General features: G+C 68.2%; 13 protein-coding genes. 8 read left to right on the top strand and 5 right to left on the bottom strand.

The window, feature by feature from the left end; all coding sequences use genetic code 11:
* Positions 1-71 precede the first annotated feature (71 nt).
* Together mqnC and OG885_RS19310 are read left to right on the top strand one after the other, a co-directional pair.
* Entirely contained in the window at positions 72-1,271 is a 1,200-nt protein-coding gene (gene mqnC, locus OG885_RS19315) for a cyclic dehypoxanthinyl futalosine synthase (RefSeq protein WP_399949638.1), read from the top strand.
* 7 nt (positions 1,272-1,278) lie between these two features.
* On the top strand, positions 1,279-1,725 hold the full coding sequence (locus OG885_RS19310) for an imidazolonepropionase-like domain-containing protein (RefSeq protein WP_405733027.1): 447 nt from the start codon (positions 1,279-1,281) through the stop codon (positions 1,723-1,725).
* 59 nt (positions 1,726-1,784) lie between these two features.
* Here the strand turns inward: OG885_RS19310 and OG885_RS19305 are convergent, their stop codons facing one another.
* Positions 1,785-2,801, bottom strand: coding sequence for a chitinase (locus OG885_RS19305; protein WP_405733024.1), 1,017 nt, complete (start codon positions 2,799-2,801; stop codon positions 1,785-1,787).
* Positions 2,802-3,192: 391 nt separating this feature from the next.
* On the opposite strand from OG885_RS19305, the gene OG885_RS19300 reads away from it, so the two are divergent.
* Genes OG885_RS19300 through OG885_RS19285 form a run of 4 tightly spaced genes read left to right on the top strand, consistent with a single transcriptional unit; the run spans position 3,193 to position 7,831 of the window.
* A complete protein-coding gene (locus OG885_RS19300) occupies positions 3,193-3,504 on the top strand; it encodes a hypothetical protein (protein ID WP_405733021.1) in 312 nt (103 codons plus the stop codon).
* Positions 3,505-3,523: 19 nt separating this feature from the next.
* Complete coding sequence (locus OG885_RS19295) at positions 3,524-5,797, top strand: bifunctional polysaccharide deacetylase/glycosyltransferase family 2 protein (RefSeq protein ID WP_405733018.1); 2,274 nt, start codon at positions 3,524-3,526, stop codon at positions 5,795-5,797.
* Position 5,798: 1 nt separating this feature from the next.
* Positions 5,799-7,112, top strand: coding sequence for an acyltransferase family protein (locus tag OG885_RS19290; protein ID WP_405733015.1), 1,314 nt, complete (start codon positions 5,799-5,801; stop codon positions 7,110-7,112).
* Positions 7,113-7,135: 23 nt separating this feature from the next.
* Positions 7,136-7,831: a demethylmenaquinone methyltransferase gene (locus OG885_RS19285; RefSeq protein WP_399949621.1), complete on the top strand. Its 696-nt coding sequence runs from the start codon at positions 7,136-7,138 to the stop codon at positions 7,829-7,831.
* Here the strand turns inward: OG885_RS19285 and OG885_RS19280 are convergent.
* Both OG885_RS19280 and OG885_RS19275 read right to left on the bottom strand, forming a co-directional pair.
* Entirely contained in the window at positions 7,818-8,129 is a 312-nt protein-coding gene (locus tag OG885_RS19280; RefSeq protein ID WP_405733011.1) for a PASTA domain-containing protein, read from the bottom strand. The genes OG885_RS19285 and OG885_RS19280 overlap by 14 nt on opposite strands.
* A 110-nt stretch (positions 8,130-8,239) precedes the next feature.
* Positions 8,240-8,764: a GNAT family N-acetyltransferase gene (locus OG885_RS19275; RefSeq protein WP_405733007.1), complete on the bottom strand. Its 525-nt coding sequence runs from the start codon at positions 8,762-8,764 to the stop codon at positions 8,240-8,242.
* Between the two features lie 106 nt (positions 8,765-8,870).
* Here OG885_RS19275 and OG885_RS19270 point away from each other — a divergent pair, with 106 nt between their 5' ends.
* The gene (locus OG885_RS19270) at positions 8,871-10,169 is read left to right on the top strand and encodes a geranylgeranyl reductase family protein (protein ID WP_405742787.1); all 1,299 of its coding nucleotides are present in this window, start codon (positions 8,871-8,873) and stop codon (positions 10,167-10,169) included.
* Here the strand turns inward: OG885_RS19270 and def are convergent, their stop codons facing one another.
* Entirely contained in the window at positions 10,170-10,796 is a 627-nt protein-coding gene (gene def / locus OG885_RS19265) for a peptide deformylase (protein WP_405733004.1), read from the bottom strand.
* 203 nt (positions 10,797-10,999) lie between these two features.
* Complete coding sequence (locus OG885_RS19260) at positions 11,000-11,818, bottom strand: C40 family peptidase (protein ID WP_399949612.1); 819 nt, start codon at positions 11,816-11,818, stop codon at positions 11,000-11,002.
* A 725-nt stretch (positions 11,819-12,543) separates the two neighbouring features.
* On the opposite strand from OG885_RS19260, the gene OG885_RS19255 reads away from it, so the two are divergent.
* Positions 12,544-12,903 carry an NADH-quinone oxidoreductase subunit A gene (locus OG885_RS19255; protein WP_007383963.1) on the top strand — a complete coding sequence of 120 codons (360 nt, stop codon included), beginning with the start codon at positions 12,544-12,546 and terminating at the stop codon, positions 12,901-12,903.
* Positions 12,904-12,907 lie beyond the last annotated feature (4 nt).

Raw genomic sequence — 12,907 nt, 5'->3', positions numbered from 1 at the left:
CTGGCGTAGGCTGGCCGAGTCCGCGCACATGGATGCTTCCGTCCACAACCCTTGACGAAAGGGACGCTCCGGTGACCGAGAAGGCCGACCTTCAGTCCGTCCTCGACCGCGCCGCCGCCGGTGGGCGGATCACCCCTGAAGAGGCGCTCGACCTCTACCGCGACGCCCCGCTGCACGCGCTGGGCTCCGCCGCCGACGCGGTACGACGCCGTCGGTACGCGGGTACGGAGCACATCGCGACGTACATCATCGAGCGGAACATCAACTACACGAACGTGTGCGTCACGGCGTGCAAGTTCTGCGCCTTCTACGCGCCGCCGAAGGACACGAAGAACGGCTGGACGCGCGACCTGGACGACATCCTGCGGCGCTGCGCCGAGACCGTCGAGCTCGGTGGCACCCAGATCATGTTCCAGGGCGGGCACCACCCGGACTACGGCGTGGAGTACTACGAGAAGCACTTCGCCGCCATCAAGGAGGCGTACCCGCAGCTCGTCATCCACAGCCTGGGGGCGAGCGAGGTCGAGCACATGGCCCGCATCTCCAAGGTGAGTGTGGAGGAGGCGATCCAGCGGATCCACGCCGCGGGCCTCGACTCCTTCGCGGGCGCCGGTGCGGAGCTGCTCCCCGAGCGTCCGCGCAAGGCCATCGCGCCGCTGAAGGAGAGCGGTGAGCGCTGGCTGGAGATCATGGAGACGGCTCACCGGCTGGGCGTCGAATCCACCTCCACCATGCTGATGGGCACGGGCGAGACGAACGCCGAGCGCATCGAGCACCTGCGGATGATCCGTGACGTACAGGACCGGACCGGGGGCTTCCGGGCCTTCATCCCGTACCTCTACCAGCCGATGAACAACCATCTGAAGGGCCGCACCCAGGCCACGATCTTCGAGTACCTGCGGATGATCGCGATCTCCCGGCTCTTCATGGACAACATCGCCCACATCCAGGGCTCCTGGCTGACCACGGGGCAGGACGCGGGCCAGCTGACGCTGCACTACGGCGCGGACGACCTGGGCTCGGTGATGCTGGAGGAGAACGTCGTCTCGGCGGCCGGTGCCAAGCACCGCTCCAACCTCCAGGAAATGATCGACATGATCCGCACGGCGGGCCGCACCCCGGCCCAGCGTGCCACGACGTACGAACACCTCGTCGTCCACGACGACCCGGCGAACGACCCGGTCGACGTGCGCGTCCAGTCCCACATCTCGTCCACGGCGATCGAGGGCGGCACGGCACATCCCGAGCTGAAGATCCTCGCCTCCAACTGACCTGCGGATGGAGACGATTCACGCCGCCGACGGGGTCCGGTACACCTGGGAGTCGGAGCCGATCAAGGGCGGTGCCGTCCTGGTGGGGCGGGACCGTGTCGGCGCCGTGGGCACGCTGGAGGAGCTGCGCGAGCGTTTCCCGGACGCTCGCGTACGTACCTGGCCAGGCGTTCTGGGGCCCGCTCGCATTCACGAGGGCCCCCTACCGGACGCGCCGAGCCCGCGTGAACGCATCCACGCGGTACTGAAGCTGGGCGCGGTGGCGGTCCTGGAGGAGCACGCCGATACGCCCGAACTCCGGGCGGCGGCCGAGCGCAACGACGTGGTCGTCCTCCCGCGCACACAGTCGACGGCGATCAGACAGACCGGCCGAGCCGACCTAGCCGTATTCGCAGAGACCGGCGAGTGCGTGGCCACGGTTTGCGCCGGGCGCCTGGTTCACAGACGACGCTGACAACGCCGCCAAGGGGCGCGGGGAACTGCGCGACAAGCCGCCACCCGCCCGCACCCGAACTACGACGAAAACGCCTCCCCGAACGCCCCCGAACTCTGCGACACCCCACTGCAGTTGGTCAGGGCATCCTCATCACCGGTGCACTCCTGATCCCGGAACGTCGACCACATGGACACCCACCCCACCCCCTTCTCCTCCGCGAACTCCCGCACCTGAGCGGCATCCGACAGCGTGAACGTCTCCCCGTCCACATCATTCGTGCCGATCATCGACGTGAGCGCCATCCCACCCCACGCCGTCGCGGCCGACGTACCGAAGACGTCCCGCAACTGCGTGTGCGCCGCCTTCGCCGCGGTGATCGCGTAGTCGCCCATGTCCCCGTCGTAGGACTCCGCGTAGTTCATGGTCATGAGATTGACCGAAGCGACCTGCACCGCACTGTTGTTGGCCGACTCCAGCAACGCGAGGGAGTCGTCGTCCAGCCCCGAGGGCATCACCGGAAGCGTGAAGACGACGCTCACGTCACTCCGCTCCTCCTGGAGCAGCGCTATCGCCTCCGACCGCAGCTCCACCGAGTCGGAGTCGGTCAGCGCGTCACCCTCGATGTCGAAGTCGGCCTGGGTGGAGCCGGCCGCGTCGAGCGCCTCGCCGTACGCCTCCGCCAGCTCCTCCGCGCTGTCGCACGTCTCCGCCAGCTCCTCACCGGACGCCCCGCCGAAGGAGACCCGGACGCTCGCCCCGTCGTCCTTGAGCGCCGAAATCCGGGAGGCCACGGCCGAGTTGTCGATGGCCGTCGTGCCGTTCCACTTCGGGGTGCAGCTGCTTCCGTCCGAGATCACGAACGCCAGGTTGTACGTCGCCGGCGATCCGGCGGAGTCGAGGTCGGAGGCTTCCGTCGCGCTGACGTAGGGGGCGTAGGAGGTGCTGGACGACGGCTCCGAGGAGGTGGCCGACGGGGCCGCGGACGTCTTGCTCGGGGCAGCGTCGGGCGCCGCGTCGGTGTCGGCCGAGCACCCCGTCGTGGCCAGGGCAAACAGGCAACCGAGCCCCGCCACCGGCCTCAGGAAACGCCGCATCGCGCATGCACCCGCTCTCGTGATTTCTGTCTCAGGATGGAAACAAACTGTGTTTCTGAAGTGGAAATGTCTCACACGCGGCTGGGCTTCATGAGGACAGTATTCGCATAGCGGGTCCATGGGCTGGGTCGAACAAAAAGGGCTAACCGGTCACCGAAACGGCACATTCAACTCTATTCGCCCCGGCCGGGGTTGCGCAGGCGTTCCAGCAAACTCTCAGGGAAGGGACAGGTTAAGACCTTTCTCATACGTGCCTCACATGGGAACCCGAGTTTTTGACACATAAAGCCTCCCTAATATCCGGGGAATGCATTCCGAGCCTGCCATCGAAAACCGCGCCCCGCGTGGTCGCCGCCGCAAACGCGGCAACGGGTCCGAAGACGAGGGACCCGTGTTCGTTGACAACTCCGGACGCCGCTCGAAGCTGCTGCGCCGGATCGGTGTCCTCGTCGGCGTCCTGTGCCTCGGGTACGCCGTCGTCCTGGGCCTGGCCTTCATGGGAATCGGCATGTCGAGCCCGTCCTCGCTGCTGCCCTTCGGGGGCGGCCAGGGCGGACCGGCCGGCCAGAGCGGCACCGGCCCGGGCGTCCGCCAGCAGGGCGGCGTCGGCAACGTCGTACAGCCCAGCGGTAGCCCGCCCGCGCTGCCCTCGGGCGCCCCCACGCCGTCCGCGTCCGTGAACGCGTCCGCGAACGCCAACTGACCGGAGCGCAGGCACCGTTATGACCACGACCACGACATCCCGCCGAGGCCGCCGCCGCGCCCCCTCCCGTATCGGGCGCGCGGCGGGCAAGGCCGCGGCGTTGCAGAAGCCGCGCGTCCTGCTCGCCCTGCTGCTTCTGCTGGCGCTCACCAGCGTGATGCTGCTCGACGGCTATCTGCGCGCCGAGGTCGGCGGCGACCAGCGCGTCCGTGACGGGGCCAGCTCCAGCAAGGTCCCCGACAAGATCCTCAACGGCGGGCCGATCCTCAGCTTCCGCGGCGGACAGGCCACGACCGTCTCCGTGCCCGACAAGACGATCGCCCTGACCTTCGACGACGGCCCCAACCCCACCTACACCCCGCAGGTGCTGGAGATCCTGGAGAAGTACGACGTCCCCGCCACGTTCTTCGTGGTCGGCTCGATGGTGTCGCGCTATCCCGGCATCGTGAAGGACATGGTCGAGCAGGGCAACGAGGTGGGCATCCACACCTTCACCCACGTCGACCTCTCCTACCAGAGCGACGCCCGCGTCAACCGCGAGATGCAGCAGACCCAGCTCGCGCTGGCGGGCGCGGCCGGCATCACCACCACGCTGTTCCGGGCGCCGTACTCCTCGGAGACGGACGCCATCGACAACTACAGCTGGCCCGTCTACCAGAAGCTCGGCGAGGACGGTTACACCAGCGTCTTCGTCGACACCGACAGCGACGACTGGAAGAAGCCGGGCGTCTCGAAGATCGTGAAGTGGGCGACGCCGTCCAAGAGCGACGGGGCGTCGGTGCTGTTCCACGACGCGGGTGGCGAGCGCTCGCAGACCATCAAGGCGCTGCCGACGTACATCGAGAAGATGAAGGCGAAGGGCTACACCTTCACCACCATCAGCGGGGTGCTGGAGAAGGAGCAGCAGCAGCCTGCCGGGCAAGGGGCCATCGGAGGCGCCACCGGCAACGGCACCGGCAACGCTACCGGCACCGGCGTGAACACCCTCCAGGCCGCCCACCGCGAGGCCACCGGCGCCACCCTCTACGAGGGCAAGGCCCTCATCGGAGCCGTCGCCGTCGCGGAGTGGGCCGTGCCCGCGCTCTCGGTCGGGCTGATGGTCGTCGGCGTCGCCGTCATGGGCCGCTTCGGGATGATGCTGATCCTCGCCCGCCGCCACTACAGACAGCGCAACAAACGCCGCTTCAGCTGGGGTCCGACCGTCACCGGCCCGGTGAGCGTGATCGTCCCGGCGTACAACGAGAAGGAGTGCATCGCCAACACCCTGGAGTCGCTGGCGCAGAGCACCCATCCCATCGAGATCATCGTCGTCGACGACGGCTCCACGGACGGCACCTCGGAGATCGCCCGCGCCGCGGCCGACAAGCTCGGCATGCACAACGTCCGGGTCATCCGGCAGGAGAACGCGGGCAAGCCCGCCGCCCTCAACAACGGTGTCCGCAACGCCAGTTACGACATCGTCATCATGATGGACGGCGACACCGTCTTCGAACCGGACGCCGTGCACCAGCTGGTGCAGCCCTTCGCCGATCCCGAGGTGGGCGCGGTCGCGGGCAACGCCAAGGTCGGCAACCGGGACACGGTCATCGGTGCCTGGCAGCACATCGAGTACGTGATGGGCTTCAACCTCGACCGCCGCATGTACGACCTGCTGCGCTGCATGCCCACCATCCCGGGCGCGATCGGCGCGTTCCGCCGTGACGCGGTGCTCCAGGTCGGCGGCATGAGCGAGGACACCCTCGCCGAGGACACCGACATCACCATCGCCATGCACCGTGCGGGCTGGCGGGTCGTCTACCAGGAGCACGCCAAGGCGTGGACGGAGGCGCCCGGTTCGCTCAAGCAGCTGTGGTCGCAGCGCTACCGGTGGTCGTACGGCACCATGCAGGCGCTGTGGAAGCATCGCAAGTCCCTTACGGACAAGGGGCCTTCGGGGCGCTTCGGCCGGGTCGGCATGCCGCTGGTGGTGATCTTCCAGATCGTCACGCCGGTCTTCGCGCCGCTCATCGACGTCTTCACCGCGTACTCGATGATCTTCATCGACTTCCAGGCCGCCCTGCTGGCCTGGCTCGCGGTGCTGGGCATCCAACTGGTCTGCGCGGCCTACGCGTTCCGCCTGGACAAGGAGAAGTACCGGTACCTGCTGATGATGCCGCTCCAGCAGCTGGCCTACCGGCAGATGATGTACCTCGTCCTCATCCACTCCTGCATCACGGCGCTGACCGGCGGCCGGCTCAGGTGGCAGAAGCTCAAGCGGACCGGCGAGGTCGGGACCCCGGCGGGGGTGAGCTGAGATGAGCTGGGAGCAGCAGGAGTATCAGCAGCAGGGCTATCCGCAGCAGCCGTACCCGCAGCAACAGGGATACGACTACGCGTACGGCGGCTATCAGCAGCCCCAGTACGTGCAGCCGCCGCAGTACGCGCAGGAGCCGTATCCGCAGCAGCTGTACGTCGACTACGGGCCGCAGACGGCGCCCCTCCCGGTCGTCGACCCGGAACCGGAGCCCGAAGTAGCGGTCGTAGGGGAAAAACCTGCGGAGCCGGCGGCGGAGGAGAAGCCGCTGTCCAAGCCCGCCGGTCGCGACCGCTACTTCGACACCCTGCGGGCCGTCGCCCTGATCCGTGTCGTCACCTATCACACCTTCGGGTGGGCCTGGTGCGGCATGGTCTTCCCCTCCATGGGGATCATGTTCGGGCTCGCCGGCACGCTGATGGCGAAGTCCCTGGAGCGCCCCGCCCTCAAGGTGGTGAGGAGCCGGCTGCGGCGTCTGCTGCCCCCGTTCTGGTTCTGGGGCGTCTTCGTGGTGCTGGCGATGCTCATCCACGGCTGGATGCCGAGGCACTACACCATCGTCTTCTGGATCGTGCCGTTCGGTGACCCACCGGGCAACAAGTGGGGCGTCCAGGCCTGGGAGATCCTCTGGTACCTGCGCACCTATCTGTGGTTCGTGCTGCTGTCCCCGCTGCTGCTGAAGGTGTTCCGGCTGGCGCGCGTACCGGTGCTGCTGCTGTCGCTCGCCCCGATCCTGGTCCTCAACTTCGTGTGGGCCGGTCCCGAGGGACGGCTCGGCAACGAGCTCTGGGACTTCTCGACGTACCTCTTCTGCTGGATCCTCGGCTTCGCCCACCGCGACGGGGTGCTGGAGCGGATGAAGCCCGCGGTGGTCGTGGTCCTGTCGCTCGCCGCGATCGGGTACGGCGGCTGGTACGCCTTCACCCACCAGGGCGAGGTCGGGACGTACGACCTCGACGAGATCCCGCTCGCGCAGGCCTTCTGGTCGGCCGGGTACGTGATGCTGCTGATGTGGGCGAAGGCGTACTTCCGCATCGACTTCGCCTGGCTGACCCGTTACCGGCGGCTGGACCGGGTCGTCACCGTCTTCAACGCGCGGGCCGTGACGATCTACCTCTGGCACGAGATCGCGCTGATCCTCGCCGTACCCCTGATCGACCAGTTCTGGAACGTACCCGCGTTCGAGAAGTACCTGCCGCTGGAGAGCCAGTGGTTCATGTTCGGGATCGGCTGGGTGCTCATCGCGGTGTTCGTGCTGGCGTGCGGATGGGTGGAGGACGTGGCGGCGAAGAAGAAGCCGAGGCTTCTGCCGTAGGGACGTACTGCAACAATGGGCCCGTGACCCGCGCTTCCCTGAACAAGCAGCCGCACGAAGTCGCCTCGATGTTCGACGACGTGGCGGAACGGTACGACCTGACCAACGACGTGCTGTCGCTCGGCCAGGACCGGGTGTGGCGCAAGGAGGTCGCGAAGGCGGTCGACGCCCGGCCCGCGCAGAAGATCCTGGACCTGGCGGCCGGTACGGCCACCTCGTCGCTTCCGTTCGCGCGGACCGGCGCGTACGTCGTCCCGTGCGACTTCTCGCTGGGCATGCTCAAGGTCGGCAAGCGGAACCACCCGTGGCTGCCGCTGACGGCGGGCGACGCGACGAGGCTGCCCTTCAAGGACGACACCTTCGACGCCGTCACCATCTCCTTCGGGCTGCGCAACGTGCAGGACTTCGACGCCGGGCTGCGCGAGATGTACCGGGTGACCAAGCCCGGCGGCCGGGTCGTGATCTGCGAGTTCTCCCACCCGACCTGGGCGCCCTTCCGCACGGTCTACACCGAGTACCTGATGCGCGCCCTGCCGCCGGTCGCCCGCGCGGTCTCCTCCAACCCCGAGGCGTACGTCTATCTCGCCGAGTCGATCCGCGCCTGGCCGGACCAGCCCGCGCTGGCCGGGCATCTGCAGAAGGCCGGCTGGTCGAAGGTGGCGTGGCGGAACCTGACGGGCGGGGTCGTGGCCCTGCACCGGGGGTTCAAGCAGAGCTGACGGCCACATAGGGGTCGCCGGGCTCGTCCAGCTCGCGCTGGAGGCCGCCCGTGGGGGGCCTCGGGAGGCGCGGCTCGCGCACTCCGCCGCCGCCTTCCCCTTCGCCGAAGTCGAACCACACGTAGATCACGGAGTCCCGGGGCACCTCGGCGTTGGGCTGCGGGTACTGGCGTACGACGTACTCGACCACCGTCCGGTGGAAGTCGGGCCGGTCCGGAGCGTTGACGAAGAGGCCGGTGGCCTCCGCCGTCCTGCGCGCGTCCATGGCCATCAGTCCGACGAGCCGCGGCACGCGCACTTCGGGTGTTTTGGGTGTTATTCGCACAGATGTCACCCCCAGCGGTACTGGAAGGGTAACCGCCCGGGGGTGCCGTCCGGAAGCTTCAGGTCGCGTTCTGTAGCAGATGGTTACTCTGCGTGACTCTTCTGTAGGTCGAGCCGGAAGCAGAGCGCGTCCTCCGAGAACCGCGGGTGCGGGAAGGTCTCCGCGAGGTCCATGCCGAGGCGGCGGGCGACCGCTACGGACCGCTCGTTGCCCGGTCTGACCATCGCCACCACGTCCGCCACGCCCGCCGCCCGCAACCGCGCCAGCGTCTCCTGGGCGGCGGCCGAGGCGTACCCCTTGCCCCAGTACGCGCGCCCGAGCCGCCAGCCGATCTCGATCTCGCCCTTCGGCCCCCACACGTGCGGCCACGGCTGGCCGCCCGTGAAACCGATGGCCCGCCCCTCCTCGTCGAGCATGGTCCACAGACAGAAGCCCAGTTCGGCGTCGTGCCGTCGCTGGCGGGCCGTGAGCTCCTCATAGACGTACAGCTCCGCGGACCGGCCGCCGTGGAACTCCATGACGTCCGGGTCGTCGAAGAGCCGGTGCCAGGCGACGGCGTCCTCGTCGGTGGGGACGCGCAGCCTTACTACGGGGAGAGCTCGGTTCACGGGGCAGCCCTTCAGCCGGGTGATCAATCGTGCTGAATAGACTGCCCATGTCCAGTGCTAGTCGGCACGCAGATTTCGAACTTGGGGAGATCCCGCCGTGACCGCCGTGACCGAGCCCCACTCCGAGCCCTTGTCCGAAAACACCGCTGACGTCATCGTCGTCGGCGCGGGGCCGGCCGGCTCCACGACCGCGTACTACCTCGCCAAGGCCGGTCTCGACGTCCTCCTGCTGGAGAAGACCGCGTTCCCGCGCGAGAAGGTCTGCGGCGACGGACTCACCCCGCGCGCCACCAAGCAGCTCGTCGCCATGGGCATCGACATCTCCGAGGAAGCCGGCTGGCTGCGCAACAAGGGCCTGCGCATCATCGGCGGCGGCGTCCGGCTCCAGCTGGACTGGCCGGATCTCGCCTCCTTCCCGGACTACGGCCTCGTCCGCAAGCGCGACGACTTCGACGAGCAGCTCGCCCGGCAGGCCCAGAAGGCGGGCGCGCGGCTGTACGAGCGCTGCAACGTCGGCGCCCCGATCGTCGACGACCGCACCGGCCACATCACCGGCGTGAACGCCAAGCTCGGCGAGGACAAGCGCGAGGTCACCTTCCACGCGCCGGTCGTCGTCGCCGCCGACGGCAACTCCACCCGGCTGTCCCTGGCGATGGGCCTGCACCGCCGTGAGGACCGCCCGATGGGTGTCGCCGTACGGACGTACTTCGAGTCGCCCCGGCACGAGGACGACTACCTGGAGTCCTGGCTGGAGCTGTGGGACCGCCGCGGGCCCGGCCCGGACCGTCTCCTGCCCGGCTACGGCTGGATCTTCGGCATGGGTGACGGCACGTCCAACGTGGGCCTCGGTGTGCTCAACACCTCCGACTCCTTCAAGGAACTCGACTGGCGCGAGGTGCTGAAGGCCTGGTGCGCCTCGATGCCGGAGGAGTGGGGCTACACGCCGGAGAACATGACCGGGCCGATCCGCGGCGCCGCCCTGCCGATGGCCTTCAACCGCAAACCCCACTACACCAAGGGCCTGTTGCTGGTCGGCGACGCCGGCGGACTGGTGAACCCCTTCAACGGCGAGGGCATCGCCTACGCCATGGAGTCCGGCCAGATCGCCGCCGACGTCATCGTCCAGGCCCACGCCCGCCCGACGCCCGCGAGCCGCGAACTGGCCCTCCAGCGCTACCCGCAGGTGCTGAAGGACACCTACGGCGGCTACTACAACCTGGGCCGCGCCTTCGTGAAGCTCATCGGCAACCCGAAGGTCATGAAGATCGCGACCCAGCGGGGCCTGACCCACCCCGTGCTCATGAAGTTCACCCTGAAGATGCTCGCCAACCTCACCGACCCGACGGGCGGCGACGCGATGGACCGCATCATCAACGGCCTGAGCAAGGTGGCCCCGAAGGCGTAACTACCCGCCCAGCGCCTCGATGTTGGCGGCCCGGCGAGCGAACACCTCTTCCCGCAGGGCCGTCACCTGCCGCAGCGCGTCCACGCGTTCCCGCTTCGACAGCCGGTCCAGATAGACGTGCCCGTTCGTGTGGTCGCTCTCATGGGCGAGGCAGCGGGCGAAGTACCCCGTCCCCTCGACGACGATCGGCGCCCCGCCCTTGTCGTAACCACGCACGACGGCCCGGTCCGGGCGCGGTACGTCCATGATGGCCCCGGGCACTGACAGGCACCCTTCGCTGTCGTCGAGCAGCTTGCGCTCGGCGGGGTCGAGCGCGTCGAGGACCGGGTTCACGACGTGCCCGACATGGCGGACCCCGTCGTCGTCAGGGCAGTCGTACACGAACAGCCGCAGATCGACGCCGACCTGGTTCGCCGCGAGCCCGGCCCCGTCCGCGATGTACATCGTCAGGAACATGTCGTCGATGAGCGCGGCGAGATCGGGCCCGAACTCGGTCACGTCACGGCACGGCTTGTGCAGCACCTCTTCACCGACCTCGGTGATGCGCCGCACCGTGCCCCGCCGGGCCTCGGGCGCGAGGGGCGGATACGAGTCGACGGGCCTGCCTTGGACGAAGACGCTGGGCATGTCTCTCCCTGTGGTGTGGATGCCGTGGGCGGCGGGACACCGAGGCTCCGGCCTCCGGAACCTCTCCCTGCTCCCGTCGCCCATCACAGCAGAACACCACGCGGACGCGCCCGACTTCTGTCCCCGTCAGGGAAAGGCGGAAGGGCCGCTGCCCCCGAGCGGCTGCGGCCCTTCCGACGTTCTGTGCGTCGATGCGCGTTTTGTCAGAGTACGCGTACGGCGCCCGTCGCCGGGTAACCCGAGAGGTCCTGGATGACGACGCCCTTGGACGGGTTGGCCGCGTCCAGGTACTGGCCGTCGCCGATGTAGACGCCCACGTGGTACGCGGAGCCCTTGGCACCCCAGTAGAGGATGTCGCCGACCTGCAGGTTGGACAGGGAGACGTCGGTGCCGGACATCGACTGGTCCTGGGAGACGCGCGGCAGGTCGACGCCGACCTGCTTGAACGCGGCCTGGACCAGACCCGAGCAGTCCCACGCGTTGGGGCCGGTGCCGCCCATGACGTAGGCGTCGCCCACCTGGGCCTTGAGGAAGGAGATGACGGTCGCGACGGAGCCGCTGGCGGGCGCCGAGACGGTCGTGGACGCGGAGAGGGTGCTCCGGGTCGAGGAACGCGAGACGGCGGCCTCCGCGGCGGCCTTGCGGGCCTCCTCGGCCTTCTTCTTGGCCTCCGCCTTCTTCTTCGCGTCAGCGAGGTCCTTCTTGGCCTCCTTCGCGGCCGCGGCGGCGGCCGCGTCACGCTCGGCCTCCAGCTCGTAGTTCGCGGCTGCCTGCTGGGTGGCGTCCGCGGACTGGGCGACCTGGGCGGCCAGGTCGGCCGTGAGCGTGGGCAGTTCGAGCGTCTGCGTGGTCTCGGCGGCGCTCGCCGAGGCCGACGCGCCCGCCGCTGCCATGCTGAGGACGCCACCGGCAACTCCGGCGCGCACGGCGATCGATGTCGTCGCGCTGCGGCGGGGTTTCCGGTGGCTGCGTATGTGAGCGGTGTGGGACATGAGAACAACCGGTATCAGGGGCTCCTCCATACCTTCAAGAAACGTGTCCTGCGCCACAGTTGTTCAATCGACCCCCCGAATCCCCGGCGTGACGCCCTTTATTGACGCCCTAACGGACATTGCGGGCACGACCCATCATGGCCTTGATCACGGTCTTTCATTGTTACGCCCGAATTGCCCCGCGCCTACCATCGGTTGGGACCGGTGGCCAAGCCCGCTTCTCAGAGGCCTCTCATCGATGTGGCGGAGGTCACGCAACGGTTACAGCGGCGCCCGCGTCACGCGCGCGCCCCTCGCCGTCACCCGCTCGTGAATGTGTGCACGCGTCCACATCGCGCCCCGGACCCCCCTCTCGCGTGTGAACGCCGCTCACTACCAAGCGGCCGCGTCCAGCGCCAATTTGCATGCACGGGAAGACTCTTGATATGGAGACGCTCTCCCCGCACCCCCTCTCAACTGCGCCGACGAGCCAAAATGTCACCTCTGGTGATCGCTCGGACGCTTCACGTACGAAGATCACCGCTCATCCGACTTCATGATCCTTCGTCAGGTGGTGGAGATCACAAAGCTTGTGCAATACCCCGTGTCGCAGATCACAGACCGGCGGGCATAAGATGCGGGTCAGTTGGGCTTGTGACCTGCTTCACATGTTCGCGATCTTCGTCGGGACGAACGGGGTTCGTGAGGCACGTGAGACGGAAGTGAACCCAACGCCATCGCCAGCAGTCAGTGCCGACTGAGAGGAGCGAGGAGCGGTGAACGCGTATGCGCCCATCCTCGTACTGGGAGCCCTCGGGGCAGGCTTTGCGATCTTCTCCGTGGTCATGGCCACGCTGATCGGTCCGAAGCGGTACAACCGGGCCAAGCTCGAGGCCTACGAGTGCGGGATCGAGCCGACCCCCACGCCGGCCGGCGGCGGGCGCTTCCCCATCAAGTACTACCTGACGGCGATGCTCTTCATCGTCTTCGACATCGAGATCGTCTTCCTCTACCCCTGGGCCGTCACCTTCGACGCCCTGGGTGTTTTCGGGCTCGTGGAGATGCTGCTCTTCGTGCTCACCGTCTTCGTCGCGTACGCGTACGTATGGCGGCGCGGCGGCCTGGAATGGGACTGAGGGG

This window comes from Streptomyces sp. NBC_00028, from assembly GCF_045041065.1.
Classification (GTDB): Bacteria; Actinomycetota; Actinomycetes; order Streptomycetales; family Streptomycetaceae; genus Streptomyces.
Note: the sequence above shows the minus strand (reverse complement) of the source record. Positions and strands in the feature narration are given on the sequence as shown.